Source organism: Magnetococcales bacterium (assembly GCA_015231755.1).
GTDB lineage: Bacteria > Pseudomonadota > Magnetococcia > Magnetococcales > Magnetaquicoccaceae > Magnetaquiglobus.
Genome location: JADGAZ010000025.1, coordinates 45,243 through 63,014 on the forward strand (window position 1 = coordinate 45,243; position 17,772 = coordinate 63,014).

Annotated in this window: 11 protein-coding genes; 4 read left to right on the forward strand and 7 right to left on the reverse strand. The window is 61.1% G+C overall.

The genetic code is table 11. The annotated features are described in order from the left end of the window. Window positions 1-5 precede the first annotated feature (5 nt). From HQL98_14545 to HQL98_14575, 7 genes are all read right to left on the reverse strand, one after another. Window positions 6-605: an SIS domain-containing protein gene (locus HQL98_14545; GenBank protein MBF0273265.1), complete on the reverse strand. Its 600-nt coding sequence runs from the start codon at window positions 603-605 to the stop codon at window positions 6-8. Window positions 606-671: 66 nt separating this feature from the next. Next, the gene (locus tag HQL98_14550; protein ID MBF0273266.1) at window positions 672-1,211 is read right to left on the reverse strand and encodes a nitrous oxide reductase accessory protein NosL; all 540 of its coding nucleotides are present in this window, start codon (window positions 1,209-1,211) and stop codon (window positions 672-674) included. 36 nt (window positions 1,212-1,247) lie between these two features. Further along, entirely contained in the window at window positions 1,248-2,075 is an 828-nt protein-coding gene (locus tag HQL98_14555) for an ABC transporter permease (GenBank protein ID MBF0273267.1), read from the reverse strand. Then, window positions 2,072-3,001, reverse strand: coding sequence for an ABC transporter ATP-binding protein (locus HQL98_14560; GenBank protein ID MBF0273268.1), 930 nt, complete (start codon window positions 2,999-3,001; stop codon window positions 2,072-2,074). The genes HQL98_14555 and HQL98_14560 overlap by 4 nt, the downstream gene beginning before the upstream one ends. Beyond that, entirely contained in the window at window positions 2,998-4,308 is a 1,311-nt protein-coding gene (locus HQL98_14565; GenBank protein MBF0273269.1) for a nitrous oxide reductase family maturation protein NosD, read from the reverse strand. The genes HQL98_14560 and HQL98_14565 overlap by 4 nt, the downstream gene beginning before the upstream one ends. Window positions 4,309-4,325: 17 nt before the next feature. Then, window positions 4,326-6,272 carry a TAT-dependent nitrous-oxide reductase gene (nosZ, locus tag HQL98_14570; protein MBF0273270.1) on the reverse strand — a complete coding sequence of 649 codons (1,947 nt, stop codon included), beginning with the start codon at window positions 6,270-6,272 and terminating at the stop codon, window positions 4,326-4,328. 149 nt (window positions 6,273-6,421) lie between these two features. Beyond that, a complete protein-coding gene (locus HQL98_14575; GenBank protein MBF0273271.1) occupies window positions 6,422-8,584 on the reverse strand; it encodes a regulatory protein NosR in 2,163 nt (720 codons plus the stop codon). A 267-nt stretch (window positions 8,585-8,851) separates the two neighbouring features. Here HQL98_14575 and HQL98_14580 point away from each other — a divergent pair, with 267 nt between their 5' ends. From HQL98_14580 to HQL98_14595, 4 genes are all read left to right on the forward strand, one after another. Continuing rightward, window positions 8,852-9,337, forward strand: a complete 486-nt coding sequence (locus HQL98_14580) for a hypothetical protein (GenBank protein ID MBF0273272.1) — start codon at window positions 8,852-8,854, stop codon at window positions 9,335-9,337. Window positions 9,338-9,690: 353 nt separating this feature from the next. Further along, entirely contained in the window at window positions 9,691-11,703 is a 2,013-nt protein-coding gene (locus tag HQL98_14585) for a DNA topoisomerase III (protein MBF0273273.1), read from the forward strand. A 327-nt stretch (window positions 11,704-12,030) separates the two neighbouring features. Beyond that, window positions 12,031-13,674: a ShlB/FhaC/HecB family hemolysin secretion/activation protein gene (locus HQL98_14590; GenBank protein ID MBF0273274.1), complete on the forward strand. Its 1,644-nt coding sequence runs from the start codon at window positions 12,031-12,033 to the stop codon at window positions 13,672-13,674. 92 nt (window positions 13,675-13,766) lie between these two features. Continuing rightward, on the forward strand, window positions 13,767-17,772 hold a 4,006-nt coding region (locus HQL98_14595; protein ID MBF0273275.1), incomplete at its 3' end, for a filamentous hemagglutinin N-terminal domain-containing protein.

Sequence of the window (17,772 nt, forward strand, 5' to 3'; positions counted from 1 at the left end):
TTTTTTTAGTCCATGGCCTGGGCTAGATAGGCGTGAATCAGATGATCCAGGATCAGATGGGCATCTTCCGCCGGGCCGTATTCCTTGAATCCGGTGGGCACATGAATGCCCTCGTCGGCCATGGGGTGCAAGGCTCCCCCGTCGAAAGCGGTGATGGCCACGGTATGGATGCCCACCGAACGGGCATAGGTGAAGGCCGCCAGCAGATTGGGGGAGTTGCCCGACGCCGAAATGCCCACCAGCACATCCCCGGGACGGCCCAATGCCCGCAGTTGCTTCACAAAGACATCCCGATAGCCGTGATCGTTGCTGATGGCGGTGAGAATCGCTTGGTTGTCCACCAGGCTGATGGCGCGAAACGGTTTGCCCATGTCCCGATGCAAGCCGATGGCCAGATCGTTGGCGAAATGGGTGGCGGTGGTCGCGCTGCCGCCGTTGCCGATGAAATAGATGGTGGCTTCGCGTTTGCGGGCATCCCGCAGGGTCTGGATGAACCGGGCGATCTGGCTGGTGTCGATCGCTTGCAGAATCCGGGTCAGATGGGCGAAATAGTCGCTGGCGAAACCGGCGGGATCCGGAATGGAATGGGGTTTGGATGGGTTCATGGACGAAGCTCTTTACCGTGCGCACAAGGATTCTTTAAGGAAACGATGGGTCTATCTTCGGTCATTTCATGTCCCGGATGCAATGCCCGTCAATCCGGAGGCCCCGGGATCCCCCTTGGCCGGGAACATTTCCATCTGGCGCAAGGTGGTGTGATCGATCACCCGGCCTCCATATTCCCGTGCAAACCCTTCGGCCTGCGGGAGTGTGCCAAAGGGAATCACCTCGGATTGGCCCATGCCCCCGGCCCGGCGGGAGTCGAGGACAAAATGGGCCTTTTCGGCTGCGATCCAGGTGCCGGGTTGAGGATTTTTCCAGTCCGCGCGCCCCATGTCGTGGACATAGAAAGCCCGGATACGGCGTGTCGCCCCTTCCAGTTGCAGATAGGCCAGGGCGTCGCGCACCGAAGAAAACCACAACGGCGCCGACTCTCCCGCCACATGGATCTGTCCTTTGGGGCCGGGATGTTCGGACAGGGCCATGCCGCAATAAAAACCGGTGGTGCCGGCTGCGGGTTCCAGCGGGGCGGGTGGGGGATCGTTCCGGGGATTGCCGCAGGCGCTCACCAGCAGCGTCAGCACCAGCAGCAGGGGCATCAATCGGCCCATGGGTCAGGTTCCTTCCTGCAAGGTCAGAGAGTTTTTTTAAAGTTCCCGGCGTCGGAAGATTCCGATGGCCGCCAACAGCGGGATGACCACCCAGGCCGTCAGAGCGCCCAACAGCACCGTCGGGGAGAAGGGCATCTGGCCGCTCAAGCCCGCCAGTCCGGAAAAGGTGCGGGTGTTTTCAAAGGCGGTGAGGTTGTACAGCCGGAAGATATCCGTGGGATTGCCCAGCAGTAGCCAGGGAAAGATCTGTTCGTGGATCTGTCCCTTGGTGGCCACCAGCATCCCCAGCAGTCCCATATCATACAGCACCACGAAAAACAGCCACAGGCCGATGGCCACTCCGGCGGCTCCCCCCCGTTCCCTGGCCAGGGCGCTGACCAGATGGGCCAGGGCGATGAAGACCGCGCCCAGCAGCACGGAACTGCCGATCAAGGCCCCGAAGGCCCGCCAGCTTTCCGGATCCGCCCCTTCTCCCTGAAGTCCCACCGCCAGCCCCGCCGCTCCGTATCCCACTACCGTGGCCACGGCCAACACCCCCACCTGTCCGACGAATTTTCCCAACACCACCTGGGAGCGGGTCACCGGATGGGCCAGCAACAGCAGCAGGGTGCCCCGTTCCATCTCGCCCACCAAGGCGTCGTGGGAGAGCATCAGGGCGATCAGCGGCACCAGGAAAATGGTCAGACTCGACAGACTGACCACGGTCACCGCCAGGGGATTGGCCCCCAGATTGCCGGTGGGGGCGCTTCCCAGAAAGGTCAGGGCAAAGGCCAGACCCGCCATCAGCAACGTGGCGCTGATCACCCAGCGGTTGCGCAACGCGTCCCGGGTCTCCTTGTCGGCGATGACCAGCAGGGGATTCATGGGGACTCCTCTTTTTTGTCGCCGGAACGCTCCCGGCCAAAATGGGCGTAGACATGATCCAAGGTGGGCAACAGGATCTCCACATCCTCGACTTCCAACCCTGCCGCCAGCAAACGGCGCAACAGGGACATCTTTTCATCCACCGGGATGGTCAGTTCCACTTCCGTAGCGGTGAGGCTTTGGGCGGTGACACCGCTCATGGCCCGGATCACCCCGTCCGGGTCCGGCGTCTTGACCTTGAAACGGGCCGGCAAGGCCGCCTGACGGCGCAATTCATCCAAGGTGCCCAAAGCCCTCACCCGGCCATGTTCCAGAATCATGGCCAGATCGGTGCGGGCTTCGAGTTCGGTCAGCACGTGGGAAGAGAGCAGTATGGTGACCCCCTCGGCGCGCAACTCCTGGATCACCCGGTAGAATTCTTGGCGCAACATGGGATCCAGACCCGTGGTGGGTTCGTCGAGCATCAGCAGTTTCGGGCGACCCAGCAGGGCCTGGGCCAGTCCGAGACGTTGACGCATCCCCTTGGAATAGCCCTTGACCCGTCTGCCTGCCGCCTCCGCCAGTCCCACCCGTTCCAGAAGGGCGGCCCGGCGGGCCGGATCCTCTCCTTTGAGCCGGGCGTAGTGGCGCAGGGTCTCTTCTCCGGTCAATTCGTCGTGAAAGGTGACGTTTTCCGGCAAGAAACCGATCTGACGGCGAAACGCCGGGGCCACCCGCGCCGGATCCTCTCCCAGTACCGTGATGCGTCCCGAGGTGGGACGGGTCAGACCCAGCAGCAGTTTCATCAAGGTGGTCTTGCCCGCCCCGTTGTGACCCAGCAGGGCCATGCACACCCCAGGCGGCACGGTAAACGATACTCCGTCCAGGGCGTGATGTCGGGCATAGGCCTTGACCACCTCCTCGACCACCAGCGCGGTTGGATTCATGGGTTCCTCTGGGGCGTTTCAAGGTCCGGGGGGAGGGTCACAGGGTCTGGGGGCGGGGCGATCAGGGGCCAACTGTCCACCACCCCGCCCGGATTGAGGGTTGGAAACCGTCCCTGGGCCAGCCTGAGAGTCTCCATCACCGGACTGGCCAGCAGCAACTTGGCCAGGGGATAGTTCCACACCACCCGATCCATCAAGGTGTTGGGACGGTAGGCCACATCCGCGATGCCGTCGCCGTTCAAGTCGAAGGCGGGATTGTCGCTCCAGTAGTTGCCCCGTTGATCCTTGGACCATTCGTAGTGGACCATGCCCGAATATTTCACCTGGGTGTGGTTGTTGACGAAGGCGTTGTCGTGGATGATGTTTTTTTCCGAGCCGCCGGTGAAGTGGATGCCGATGTCGCACCCTTCAAAGCGGTTGTGGTGCATGGTATTGAAAGACGACGTATAAATAAAAGAACATTTCTCCTTCGTGCCCCGCACCAGATTGTGATCCAGCACCGAGTGGTGGGAGGAGTGGAACATCAGGCCGTGATCCCGGTCGTTGAGGGAGATGTTGCGCTGGATCTTGAGGTGTTCGGAGTACATCAAGGCATAGCCCACCCCGTTGCCGATGGAAATGTTGTCGGTCACCTCGTTGTGGTTGGCGAACATGTAGTGGACCGCGAAGCGCAGTCGGGTGAAGCGGTTGCCCCGGATGATGTTGCCGTGGGCGGTATGGATATAGAGGCCATCCCGGCCCCCTTCGACCCGGTTGCCCTCGAAGAGCGAGCCGCTGGAGTTCCAGATGTTGATGCCGTTGCCCCGGTCGTTGATCCACAGGTCATCCCGGTTGGCGATGCGGTTGTGGCGCACCACCACCTTTTGCGCCCCCTGGATGGCCACCCCGTAGAGGTTGCCGAGGATGCGGTTGTCCTCGATCACCGCCCGGTCTCCCCCCTTGACCACCAGAACGCCTCCGTCCAGGTCGGTATCCACAGTGCCCGAGCCGGTCAGGGTCAGGCCGCGCACCATCACGTCGGGCGCGTTGATGGTCAAAGCGCTCCCTTTGCCTCCGCCATCCACCACGGCTTTTCCCTCCCCCCCCTCCAGCACCAGGGGACGGTCCACCGTGGCCGGACCATAGGAGCCGGGTTGCAACCGCAGGGTGTCGCCGGGAGTGGCGGCGGCGATGGCCTGACGCAACGCCTCCGGACCCGGTTCCACCACCACGTCCGCCGCAAGGCCGACGACAGGATGCAAAAGGCCGACGGCCAGGAAAATCCCGACCGTCGGCGCGCTCATCTCCCGTTTCAATAAGAAAGACATGGGGAGAGTCGGAACGGTCAGCCCTCCACCAGCATGCGACCTTGCATTTCCATGTGCAGGGCGTGGCAGAACCATTGGCAGTAGTAATACCACACGCCGACCCGGTCCGCCTTGAAGGTCACGGAGGCACTCGCCTGGGGACCGACCTCCATGCAGACGTTGTGACCGATCACGGTGATGCCATGGGTCAGATCCACCACCTCGTCCACATTGGAGACGATCAGGGTCACCTCATCGCCTTTCTTCACGGAGAATTCGGTCAGGCTGAAGGTCGGGGCGTGGCTGATGATGTAAACCCGTACCTTGTTGGTCTCTCCTTCGCGGACCACCTTGCTGTCCTTGCCCAACTCGATGCCATCCTTTTTGGCCTGGGCGTGCAGATCGGCGAACATGGGGTCTTTCGGGTTGTAGACTTCCACCGGATTGACCTTGGACTTGTGTACGATGATGGCGTCGTGGGGTTCGGCGAAGGTGGGGCCGTCGTGGACCAGTTTCATCTCGTCGCCGGAGATGTCGATCAATTGATCGTTTTCCGGCTTCAGGGGGCCGACGTTGAGGAAGCGGTCCTTGGAGAATTTGCACAGGGCCACCAGCCATTTGCCATCCGCTTCCTTGGTTTCGGCCATGGAGGCGTTGGTGTGGCCCACCTGATAGTGGACATCCAGCTTCTGGCGCACCGGATTGACCTTGGTATCGCCCTTGTATTGCTTGATGGCGTCTTCGATGTTCCACTTGACGATCTGGCTGTCCAGGAAGACCGAGGTGTAGGCGTTGCCCCGACCGTCGAAGGTGGTGTGCAGCGGTCCCAGACCCAGTTCCGGATTGGCGACGATGCACTCTTTTTCAGTGATCTTGCCGGCGAACAGGTCATCGAGCCTGGCCCACTCCACCACCGTGACCGTGGGGGAGAGCTTGCCATTGAGAATGATGTACTTGCCATCCGGGGTGGCGTTGCAGCCGTGGGGGCTGTTGGCTACCGGAATGTAGCGGGTGAAGGCGGATTTGGCGTCCTTGCGGCCATCCACCACCGGCACGCCGTTGATCACGGTGGCCTTGCCCGCCTTTACCGCCTCTTCGATGGCCTTGATGTTGAAAAATACCGCGTGATCCGCCGGAGAGGCGGTCATTTCGGCGGTGGTGAACCCTTCTTCCGAGTTGTAGCAGGTGGAGGCGACATATTTGCCCTGGTAGTCGGAGTCGTTGTTGTCCAGGTTGCCGCTCACCATCACCTGCCAAGCCACTTTCATGGTGTCGGCGTCCACGGCGGAGAAGATCCCGACATATTTCTTGGGATCTTTCATGGTGGTGGCGTCGTTGGGCAGGGGAATGCGCATTTCGCTGTTGCAAAAGACATAACCGGTCTTGGGATAACGTTGCAGACGCAGACCGTGGATGGCGTGGGCGTTGGGGATTTCCAACACCTTGTCGGTCTTCATGATGTCGCAACGGATGCGGGCGATGCGGGTGTTGGCCTTGTCGTTGATGAACAGATAACGCCCGTCGTAGGTGCCGTCGGTGTAGGACATGCGGGGATGATGGGTGTCTCCGTGGTCATAGGTGACCCTGCCCTGTTTTTGTAGGTACTCTTTGGTTTCCGGGGTGAGACCTTCCGAGAGGATTTTTTTGCTTTCGTTGGTCAGTCCCCAACCCGTGGCGCTCTCCCGGTTGAAAACCGGAATGCGCATCAGTTCGCGCATCGACGGCAGACCCAGAACCCGCACCTCGCCGGAGTGACCACCGCTCCAGAAACCATAATATTCATCCAGTTGACCCGGGGGAATGTCGGCTTTGGCCGCCGCGCTGGCGGTCGCGGGCAGGGTTGCGGCGGCGGCAGCCGCCAGGGCGCCTCCCCCCACCATGCCGGTTCGGCACGCCATGCCGGTCAAACTTCCGACCGTGGCCACCTTGATACCGGTTCCCAACAGATCACGTCGGGTCACTCCCTGCTTTTCGTTTTCCGCCATCGTTTTTCTCCCTTCTTAAAGGTCAATTAAAAATTGGGAACCGCGTTGTGTGATTTCACACAGTGGTAAGATAGCACCCTTGTCTGAAAAGAGGGCAATAAAATTCACCTGGAATTGATTTTGGTCAATTCCAGGTAAAATATTATTGTTCAGACAAAGCTTTCGGTCTCTTTGGCCGCGGCGGACTCCCGGCGTTCCCGACGGGTGCGGCGCATGATCAGAGTGGGACAGACTGCTTCGTTGACGTAATTCAGTTGGCAGTGCAGGCAATAGATGCATTCGTTGGGGTGGATTTCGCCATTGGGCTGGATCGCCTGGACCAGACATTCGTTGCCGCAGTTGGAGCACAGCTCTCCGCACTGCCGGCGTCTTTTGAGCCAAGCGAAGATGCGCATCCGGCCGGGAATGGCGATGGCCGCCCCCAGGGGACAGAGATAACGGCAGAAAAACCGTTCCACGAACAGTCCGGCCACCAGCAAGCCCACGGCCCACAGCACGTAAGGCCACTCCCGGTCCATGCGCAGCAGCACCACGGTCTTGAAGGGTTCGATTTCCGCCAGTCTTTCGGCGGTGGCCATGGAGGTGAGGGAAATGGCCAGCAGTCCCAAGAACAGCACATACTTGATGGCCCACAACCGTTCATGCCAGGCGAACGGCAGGCGGAACTGGGGCACCCCGAGTTGACGGGCCACCCAGTTGAGCAGTTCGGTCAAGGCGCCGAACGGACAGAGCCAGCCGCAAAAGGCTCCCCGTCCCCAAAAGAGCAGCGACAGGGCCGTGGCGCACCACAGCACGAAGATCAACGGTTCGATGAGGAAGAACTCCCAGCGGAAATGGCCCATCAGGGCGTGCAGGAAGGTCAACACGTTGACCACTGACAACTGGGCCTGGGCGTATCCCCCGATCCAGATCACCGAAAACAGCAAAAATCCCCGTCGCAGCCAGGAGACCAGCCGCGGATGGGTGACCAGCAGCTCCTGAAAGAAAAAGATCAGGGTCAGGATGACCAGAGAGACCGACAGCACCACCACATCCCCCATGCGATCCTGCCAGATCCGTTGCCACAGGGGAGGGGTGTCGTCGTCGGTGGCGGACTCCGGAGTCTGGGTGGTCGCCGCCGCCGACGGTGCCGGTGCCACGGGGGTCGGATGCTGCACGAAGCGTTCCGGCAGGGTGTAGGTGATGGAAAAACTGGTGAAGGTTTTTTCGATGGGTCCGGTGGGGCGGTGGGCCAGCAGTTCCAGAGACCAGGGACGGGTGGGATCGAAGGCGACCCCTTCCGGCATCTTGAACAGCCCCACCTCCGCGAATTCCGGCATGCCCGGAGCCAGATCCCGCATGCGCCGGTACTGGTAGTCGTGGAGCAAAATGCTGTTGCCATCCTGGTTGATCTTGAAGCGGTCGAAGATCCCACCCCGCACGAATCCTGATCCCCGGAACGAATACGAGCCGTTGGCCATGATCAGCAACGCCTGCTGACCCGGGGCGAGCCACTCCCGCAGATTGGCGAACTCCGCTTCTCCCAGGAGGTTTTTGCCGATATCCGCAGGGGTCGCCAGGGCCACATGCAGATCGATGAACAATTCGGCTGGTGGCATGATCTTGATGTAAGGCTCGCCGCTACCGGCGCCGATTTTGAGAAAGGCCGCGTCCACCTCGCCGTGGTTCAAGGTCATGCGGCGGATCGCCCCTTCCCCCAGGAGGGTGTTCCACTCCGTGGCCTTGAAGGGGGGATCAAGCAGCGTGGCCCGGACTATTGGCGCCTCGGCCTTGCCTCCCCGGGCGATGGCCCGGGCGGCCCGATGGATGCCGTCGTTGATGACGATGGCGGTGACCGTGGCCCCGCTGATGGCGTCGATGGCCTGTTTGGTTCCGGATTCCGCCTCCTTGAGGAGGTTGCGTCCCACGTAGCGGGTCACGAAGTCGAACAGTTTGTGTTCCGGAATGCCCACGAGCAGAATCGGTTCGGCGTGTTTGACCACCTTGCCCCCGGTGATCACGCCGTTTAAGTCGATCCCCCCCAGGATCTCGATGGGTTTGCCCGAATAGCCGATGTCGCTAGTGCGGAAAAGGTGTCCCACCGGTTGGTTGTTCTTGTAGGCCATGCCGATGGCCGGTGAGCCTTTCGGTTCGTCGAACCGGTCCGCGTCGGGAAACACCTCCCCCGGTTGCACCACCACATCGTAGGCACCGAACTCACGGGCCTGGAGCATGACCGGTTGTCCAAGCATCAGGATCCACCCCAGCGCCACCATCCAGCCGGACCATCTTCTGGGCCGGTTGCGCGGTTGGATTGATCGGTTCTGGCTCATGTCGGGGGACTCCGTGTTGTGGGTAGAGTTGGAAAGAAGAATCGTGTTACGGTTAAGGGATTCCTTTTCATTCTCGACTCATGAATGGTTCCCGAGTCAAGGCCCGCTGTGGGTGCATTTTTTTAATTTACACAGAAAACGGGATTGGTTAAATTGCCCAGAAGGCGGGTTGGTTGGTGGTGTCATGGGGAGAATGACCGATGCCCGCTTCCTTGGCGCGTGGCCAGGGAACGTCTCGTACTTGAAAACCATGAGGAGGAAAGGCAAATGAATAAAGGTCTGCGTGTTTTGGCTCTGGCGACTCTGCTGGGTGGCGCCGCCATGTTCTCCGCTGCTGATGCTTCGGCCTGGTGGGGCGGTCCCGGTTGGGGCAACAACGGTTGGAACAACAACAACTGGAACAACAACAACTGGAACGACTGGAACAATAACTGGGGCAACAATTGGCTTGGCAACGGCAATGGCAACGGCCGCGCCAATGGCAATTTCGGCTTCAACATGGGTGGTGACGTGGCCGGTTCCGGTAACGGCTATGGCAACAATAATTGGAACAATAACTGGAACAATACCAACGGCTGGAACAACGGCTGGAACAATGGCTGGAACAACGGCTGGTATCCCGGATACGGCTATGGCCCGGGTTGGGGTTATCCCGGATATGGTCCGGCCTGGGGTGGTGCGCCGGGTTGGGGTTACGCTCCCGCCGCTCCGGCTCCGGAAGCCAAAGCCGAAAAGGCCGACGAGAAGAAATAATCCGTCGCCAAAAGGGATGGAGCAGCGCCTCCATCCCTTTTGGACCTTTGTGTGCGGGTGAAATCGGGATGAGGTCTGCGAAGTTTGTTTCGGACCGGTATTTATTTCTTTTGTTTTATGATTTATATATTTTTCTGATCTCCTGTTTTTGGAGACTTCAAGCCGTCCCCGCCTTTTCGGCTCCCTTTTGTTTTCCCGCTTGACTGGCTTTCCACGGCGTTGAGGCGCTTTTCATCCCTTCTGGCGGCGGTTTGGGACGTATGAGTCACAAGGCGCGACCAGGGCTTTAATCTTTGGAGAAATATCAAGATGAGATCGGCGCGATGGCTTTTGAAGCAGGCGAGCCACGGGACGTGATCCTGTATTTGTGCGAAAAGCCCTCCCAGGCCCGGGACATCGCCCGCATGCTGGGTGCCAACGGCAAGCGGGATGGTTATCTGGAAGGGGGCGGCATCCAGGTGACTTGGTGTCTGGGCCATCTGCTGGAGATGATCCCCCCGGACGGATACGGCCCGGTCTGGAAGGCGTGGCGGTTGGAGACCTTGCCGATTCTGCCCGACGGTTGGCGGGTGGAGGTGCGGGACAAGGTGGGCAAGCAGTTTCGGGTGATTCAGGGATTGTTGAAAAAATGCGCGGAAGTGGTGATCGCCACCGACGCGGACCGGGAAGGGGAGACCATCGGACGGGAGGTGCTGGACCATTGCGGTTATCGGGGTCCGGTCTCCCGGTTGTGGCTGTCGGCTTTGGATGACGAGAGCATTCGCAAGGCGTTGGGCGCCCGTCTGCCCGGGGCCAAAACCGAGCCGTTGTACCGGGCCGGCCTGGGACGGGCCCGGGCGGACTGGCTGGTGGGGATGAATTTGACCCGGGCCTATACCATTTTGGGGCGACGGGGAGGCTACGAGGGGGTGTTGACCGTGGGTCGGGTGCAGACCCCCACCTTGAAACTGGTGGTGGATCGGGACCGGTTGATCGAACATTTCAAGCCGACGGATTTTTTTGAGGTCTGGATCGATTGCGCGGCTCCGGCGGGGCGGTTCCGGGCCAAGTGGGTGGTGCCGGAAGCGTGGGCCGACGAGGAGGGGCGTTGTCTGGAACGTGCCCGGGCCGAAGCGGTGGCCCAGGGGGTGGCCGGGGGGTCGGGCCGGATCGTCAAGGCCGAAACCAAACGGATGCGGGAGGCGCCCCCTTTGCCTTTGGATCTGTCCACCTTGCAGCAGGAGTCCTCCCGCCGTTGGGGCATGGGGGCGGCGCGTACCCTGGAAGTGGCCCAGGCGTTGTACGAAACCCACAAGGCCATCACCTACCCCCGCACCGATTGTCGGTATCTGCCGGAAAATCAGTTGTCCGAAGTCGGGGCCGTTTTTCAATCCATGGTCCGTTCCGACGCTTCCATGGCGACGCTGGTGGGTCAGGCGGATGGGACGTTGCGTTCCAAGGCGTGGGACGACGGCAAGATCACCGCCCATCATGCCATGATTCCTACCAAGGCGGGGACCGGAGTGGGGGGCATGTCCTTGGAGGAGTCCCGGCTTTATGATCTGGTGCGGCGTCACTATCTGGCGCAATTTTTTCCGGTGTACCAGTTTGATCGGACCGTGGTGGAGGTGGAGGCGGCAGGCGCGTTGTTTCGGGCGTCGGGCAATGTGGAGATCGCGCCGGGCTGGAAGGTGGTGCTGCGTCGGGAGGCCAAACCCGGTGAAGCCGAAGAGGAGCGTCTGCCCCAGGGATTGAAAAAAGGGGAGTCGGTCTTGGTGGAAGGGGGGCGGGTGGAGGAGAAACGCACCAAACCGCCCAACCGTCACACGGAAGGGACTTTGATTCAGGCCATGAAAAACGTGGGCCGCATGGTGGAGGATCCCCGTTTCAAGCAGACCCTGCGGGAGACCTCCGGAATCGGCACCGAGGCCACCCGGGCTGCGATCATCGAGAATCTGTTGCAACGCATGCTGTTGCGCAAGGAGGGCAAGAACCTGATCAGCGCCCCGGTGGCCCGGGTGCTGGTGGACGTGTTGCCCCGCAGCGTGACCAATCCCGCCACCACCGCCATTTGGGAGCAGGCTTTGGAGGAGATCGCCCAGAACATCCGCACCCTGGAAGAGTTTGAAAGCAAGGCGGTGATCTGGGTGAGTCGTCTGATCGAGGCGGTCAAAAGCGAAGGGGAGCGTCATCTCAACCGGTTCGCCGAACTGGTCCCTGCTGCGGTATCCGCCTCATCCCCTGCCGCCCCTTCCGGTTCCCCCGCCGCCGGGAACCCTTGTCCCGCCTGTCGCAAGGGACGGGTGACGACCCGTACCACCAAGGAGGGGCGCTCTTTTTTGGGGTGTGACCGTTTTCCCAGGTGTCGGTTTGTCGGGTCGGCGTGACGGGGGGCGGCGGACAGGGCTGGAGGGGGTTGGTTGTGGCGAAGGGGGGGGCGTTGAGGGATGGATAAGACTTTTTTAAAAGTGGAATAATTTTTGCTCACTTGTGTCTGGGCGGACCGTTTCTTTAATCCGAATAACTACACGCGAATAATGTTCAAATGGCTCCATGCAAAATTTGTTTGTGGGCAGCACCCATTATTTGGTAAGGTCTCGGGAATAAACGGCCGATAGCGAGCAGAATCTAATTGCGTTTTGTCAGGTCAGGGGATGAGCAAGATGATCAAACAGAGCTGGGAGTGTGCTTGGCGAACTGGAATGGCCGCATCCATGGCATTGACCTTGGGGGCTTTTGAAGCGGTCGCGGCTCCCCTGGACTCCGGGGCGTTGATGGATACGCTGCAAAAACCGGTGGAGGCGGCTCCCAAAGCCCCACCAGCCATCAATCTGGCACCGGAAAACGACAAAAAAGCGCCGAAACGCGATCAGGGTGTCAAAGTTCGGGTGGCCTCTTACAAAGTCAGCGGCAACGCGTCGATCCCCCAGGAGCAGCTTCTGCCCCTCCTCGACCCCTTCAAGGGGCGGGAGATGACCTTCGACGATCTCAATACCGCCGCCCTCCGGATTACCGATTATTATCGGGAATTGGGTTATTTCCTGGCCACGGCCTATCTGCCTCCCCAGGAACTCACCCCCAACGCCAAAGGCGAAGTCACCATCCAGATCGTGGTGGTGGAAGGTCGTCTGGATCAGGTCCATGTCAATGGCAACGACCGGCTGTCCGCAGAGCGGGCCCGGGCCTATGTGGAAGCCAACGTGAACCGGAATGCGGCCATGCAGGCCAAAGGACTCGAAAGAGGACTGCTGCTGCTGGATGACCTGCCGGGTGTGACGGTCCAATCCACCCTGAAACCGGGCAAAACCCCCGGCACTTCGGATCTCGATGTGGTGCTGGGCACCGAACCCCTCTTTACCGGCAGCATCGACCTGAGCAATCATGGCTCCCAGTATACCGGTGATTTTCGTGGCGGCTTCAGCCTCAACGTTAACAGCCCGTTGCGGATCGGGGATCAACTCACCCTGCGCACCCTGGTTTCCGAAGACGACATGTGGTTCGGTCGGGTCAGCTACACGGTGCCGGTCAATACCATGGGTACCCGGGTCGGCGCCCACTACTCCCAACTCGATTATGACTTGAACGGCACCCTTTCGGCCATCGGCGGCGACGGCAAAAGCTATGGTCTGTTCGCCTCCCACCCCTTTGTCCGTTCCCGGATCTACAACCTGTATGGACAACTGGCCTGGGATCACAAAGAGTCGGAACAGAAAGTGGCCGGGATTCGCTCCAACCAGTACGAGCCGGATGTCTTCACCGCCGCGGTCACCGGAGATGTCCGGGATGGCTGGAACGGAGGAGGTCTCACCGCCTATGAGTTCGCCATCCACCACATCAACAACGACAGCTTCCCGGCGGGTTATGTGGGGGCGGGCTCCGACCAGACGTTCAATTTCCTGCTTTCCCGTCTGCAACGTCTGCCGGGTGATTTCAGCCTTTTTGTCGCCACTTCGGGACAACTCAGCGGCGATGACCTGATCTCTTCCGAGCAGTTCCGTCTGGGTGGCCCCAACGGAGTGCGCGCCTATCCCCAGGGAGAAGGTTCCGGAGACAGTGGCGCCTTGTTGAATGTGGATCTGCGTTATGACCTGGATTGGCTCGGCGAGCGTCTGGGTCGTTCCGATCTTCAGGCGGTGCTTTTCGGCGATGTGGGCACGGTCCATCTGAATACCCCGGTGGCAGGGGTGGATACCAACCGTACCCTCTCCGGCGTGGGCGTGGGGTTGAATCTCTTCAACGCCGCCAACCAGTTCTCCGTGAAGTGGAGCGCCGCTTTGCAACTGGATCCCGAAACCATCACCTCCGAATCCCGTCAGGGAGATGGCCGTACCTGGATCCAGGCGGTCAAGTGGTTTTGATGGCTTTGTAACAATGCTTGAAAAAAACACTGCATAAAAAATATGTCAGGGGTTTCTTGTTAAGATTACCGAACCGACTTGAGGGTGATTCCATGAGCATGATTCGATTCGCGGCACTGTTCTCCTCCTTGACTGGATCGGCGGAAGCCGAATGTTCCGTGCCCAATCGTCACTCCCGGCGCAAACGCGCCTCCATGGAATCCCGTTCCGGGCGCGGACCCGGCGCCTTGGCCCTGATGGCCGGAGCGCTGGGTGTGGGCATCGGCAATCAGGCCATGGCCCTTCCCCAGGATGGGGCCGTCGCCGCCGGGTCCGGAACCATCGCCCAACCGGATGCCAATACCCTCAAGGTCGATCAGGCCAGCAACCAGTTGGTGGTGGATTGGCGCTCCTTCAACATCGGCAGCAACGAAGCCGTCGTCTTCCAACAACCTTCCGCCAGCTCCGTGGCCTTGAACCGGGTGGTGGGACAGGATCCTTCCACCATCCTGGGCCGCCTGAGCGCCAATGGTCAGATCTTCCTGGTCAACCCCCACGGCATCCTCTTCGGAGGCACGGCGCAGGTGGATCTGGGTGGACTGGTCGCCAGTACCCTCAACATCGCCAACGATGACTTTCTCGCCGGGCGTTATGTCTTCAAAAACGACGGCAATGCCGGCACGGTCCAGAACCAGGGCCGCATCAACGCCAATGCCCCCAAAGGGGGCTTTGTCGCTTTGGTCGGTCCCCAGGCCCTCAACGATGGCGTCATCACCGCCAAAATGGGTACCGTGGGATTGGCCGCCGGGGATCAGGTGAAAATGGATTTCGCCGGGGATGGGCTGCTCTCCTTCTCGGTGGACAAGGCTTCCGTGAAAGCGTTGGCCCAGAACAAAGGGGTGATCCAGACCGAAGGCGGTCGGGTCGCCATGGTGGCTGCGTCGGCTTCGGATCTGATCCGTACCGTGGTCAACAACGAAGGCGTGGTGGAAGCCAAGGGACTGGTTCAACAAGGTGGCAAGATTATGCTGTCGGGCACGGGGGGGGATGTGGCCAACAGCGGCGCCCTCGACGTTTCCGGAGCCCAGGAGGGCGCTGCCGCCGGTGCCGTGGAGGTCCGCTCCACCCATGACATCCACCTGACCGATACCGCCACGATCCGCGCCGATGCCAAGGGCACCCGCGACGATGCCGGTGAGGTGGTTGTGGTGGCCAAAGGCAAGACCACTTTCGCCAAGGATGCCCGCGTCACCGCCCGTGGCGGTTCCGTCTCCGGCAAGGGCGGCAATGCGGAGTTGAGCGGCAAGAACGTGGATATCCAGGGTCGGGTGGATCTGACCGGTGGCGGTGGATGGGGTACCTTGTTGCTGGATCCCACCAATCTGTTCATCACCGATGGCACCAGCGCCGGATCCTATACCGCCTCTTCTTCCGGAACCGACACCATCACCGCTGGAACCATCACCGCCCTTACCACTTCCACCAATCTGACCCTGGAAGCCACCGACAACATCAACTCCTCGGCCACCTCCATTACCGGTGGCGGCGGTAATTTGACCCTTTCGCTGGTTTCGGGGGGCAGTCCCAACGCCATCAACTTGGCTTCCACGCCTCTGGCCATGGCCGGTGGCACCCTGACCCTGAACACCATCGGAGCCGGCAAGGTCAATCTCGGCACCGTCACCAACGCCGGCACCGTGACCGTCAACGGCACCACGGGTCAGGTGGACATCCGGGCCATCACCACGGCCAGCAATGCCGGGGTCACCATCACCAGCACCGGCGGCAATATCAACCTGCTCAACGATATCAACGCCGGTACCGGCACCATCACCGTCACCGGCACCGGTGCCAACGTGGGACTGTCGGCCAACCAGACCCTGACCGGTGGCGCGATCAATCTCACCACCACCGGCTCGACCTCATTGACCGTTTCCGGCAATATCACCGCGACCGGTACCGTGACCTTGTCGAGTCCGTCCGTCTCCGTGGGTGGAACCCTCAGCGCCTCGGGGCAGACCGTCACCGCCAGCAGCCTGACCACCAGCTTTGGTGTCAGTGGCTCCATCGCCGCGGCCACGGTCAACATCACGCCCACCGACGCCACCTCCGTGGCCTTGGGTGGCGCCACCTCCGGCACGCTGGCCATCGCCGATGCGGACCTGGATCGGATCACCGCTTCCACCGCCATCAATGTGGGTTCCAGCACCCATACCGGTGGCATCAACATCGGGACTCTCTCCCCCACCTCGATTCTGAATGTCACCACCACCGGTGCCATCGCCCAGGCGGGTGGCACGGGTATCACGGTGGCTTCCAAGAATGTCAACCTGACGGCCGGCAGCAGTGGCCTCGGTGTTTCGGGCACTCCGGTGCTGTTCAATGTCACCGGTACGGCCAAACTTTCCGCCACCACCAATAATGGCAATGTCTATCTGGAAGCCAACTCTGGCAATCTGACCACCTCCAGCGGACTGGCCGTGGATACGGGAACCGGCAACAAGACCGTCAGCATCGTGGCCAGCAGTGGCAATATCACCCTGGACTCTTTGACCGGTTACACCGTGGGTGACGACAACCTGACCTTCTCCGCCACCAAGAGCGCCGGAGCCACGTTGGATGTCACCGGTTCCATCACCACCACCGGCAGCGTGGCCCTCAACTCCACGGGCAACATGAGTGTCGTCGGTGTGAGTGGCGCCACTGGGGTCGCCATCACCCTGGATAACGCCAACAGCGTCTTCACCCATAGTTCCGGCACCATCCAGTCCACCAACAGCGCCATCACCGTCACCGCCGATCAGATGACTCTGGGGGCTTCCATCAATGCCGGAACCAGCTCCGTCACTCTGGCCCCCAAGGCCGCGGCCCAGGTGATCAATGTCGGTTCCTCGGCGGCGGATGCTTCTGGCACCCTGGGACTCACCGATACCGAACTCGCGTTCGTCACGGCGGGCACCATGGTGGTGGGCAACACCTCCAATACCGGCGGTATCGCTGTGGTGGGCGCGGTCGCCAACGCCAATGCCGCCAATCATACCTTCACCACCGGCGGCGCCATCAGTGGCACGGCGGGCACCATCACCACCACCGGCACCCTGGCCCTGAATGCCATCACCGGTATCGGAACCGCGGGCGCCATCTTGACTGCCGCCCCCACCATCACCTTTGCCAATACCGGCACCGGTGTGGCCAACAATGTCCAGATCTCCAATACCAGCGCCAGCGGCACGGCCATCAGTGGCAGCAATGGCGCCACTTCCGGCAACGTCACCCTGACCGCATCCAATGGTCTGGCCCTGGGCGCCATCACGGTGCCCGGCGCCTTCGCCGCTACCGCCACCGCCGGCAACATCACCAATACCGGTGCCTTGACCATTACCGGCAACTCCACCTTGACCGCTGCCACTGGCGCTTCGATTTCGGTCAACAATGCCGCCAACAACTTCACCGGTACCGTGACCTTTGCCAGCGCCGGCACCCTGGCGGATGTCACGCTGGTGGATACCACCGCCTTCGACATCGCCGCCTTGACCTTGACCGGAAACCTGTCGGTCACCGCGGGCGGAGCGATCACCACCTCCGGCGCCCTGGTCATCCCCGGCACCACCACTTTGTCGGCTGCCGGTTATGATGTGACCGCCAGCAACGCGGCCAACAATTTCACCGGCGCGGTTTCTGTGACCGGTGCCAACGTCACCCTGGTGGATCTCAACGCCATGGTGTTGGGTGCCTCCACCGTCACCGGGACTTTGGGTGTCACCACCACCGGCGCCCTCACCCAGTCCGGTGCGTTGAGTGTGAGTGGCGTGGCGACCCTGGCGGCGGGAGCGGCCAATGACATTACCTTGTCCACCGCCACCAACGACTTTGCCACGGTGGCCATCACCACGGGTAACAATGTCACCCTGGCGGATGCCAATGCCTTGATTCTGGGGGCCTCGACGGTTTCCGGCACCTTGGGAGTCACCACCTCTGGAGCCATCACCCAGTCCGGGGCCTTGAGTGTGGCCGGTGTGGCGACTTTGGCAGCAGGATCTGCCAACAACATCACCTTGAGTACCGCCACCAACGACTTTGCCACGGTGGCCATCACCACGGGTAACAATGTCACCTTGG

What these genes read in the sequence shown, in the direction of transcription:
- HQL98_14580 (MBF0273272.1), top strand. Translation starts at nt 8,852, where the DNA reads ATGAATAAAGGTCTGCGTGTTTTGGCTCTGGCGACTCTGCTGGGTGGC.
- HQL98_14590 (MBF0273274.1), top strand. Translation starts at nt 12,031, where the DNA reads ATGGCATTGACCTTGGGGGCTTTTGAAGCGGTCGCGGCTCCCCTGGAC.
- HQL98_14545 (MBF0273265.1), bottom strand. Translation starts at nt 605, where the DNA reads ATGAACCCATCCAAACCCCATTCCATTCCGGATCCCGCCGGTTTCGCC.
- HQL98_14575 (MBF0273271.1), bottom strand. Translation starts at nt 8,584, where the DNA reads ATGAGCCAGAACCGATCAATCCAACCGCGCAACCGGCCCAGAAGATGG.
- HQL98_14555 (MBF0273267.1), bottom strand. Translation starts at nt 2,075, where the DNA reads ATGAATCCCCTGCTGGTCATCGCCGACAAGGAGACCCGGGACGCGTTG.
- nosZ (MBF0273270.1), bottom strand. Translation starts at nt 6,272, where the DNA reads ATGGCGGAAAACGAAAAGCAGGGAGTGACCCGACGTGATCTGTTGGGA.
- HQL98_14560 (MBF0273268.1), bottom strand. Translation starts at nt 3,001, where the DNA reads ATGAATCCAACCGCGCTGGTGGTCGAGGAGGTGGTCAAGGCCTATGCC.
- HQL98_14565 (MBF0273269.1), bottom strand. Translation starts at nt 4,308, where the DNA reads ATGTCTTTCTTATTGAAACGGGAGATGAGCGCGCCGACGGTCGGGATT.
- HQL98_14550 (MBF0273266.1), bottom strand. Translation starts at nt 1,211, where the DNA reads ATGGGCCGATTGATGCCCCTGCTGCTGGTGCTGACGCTGCTGGTGAGC.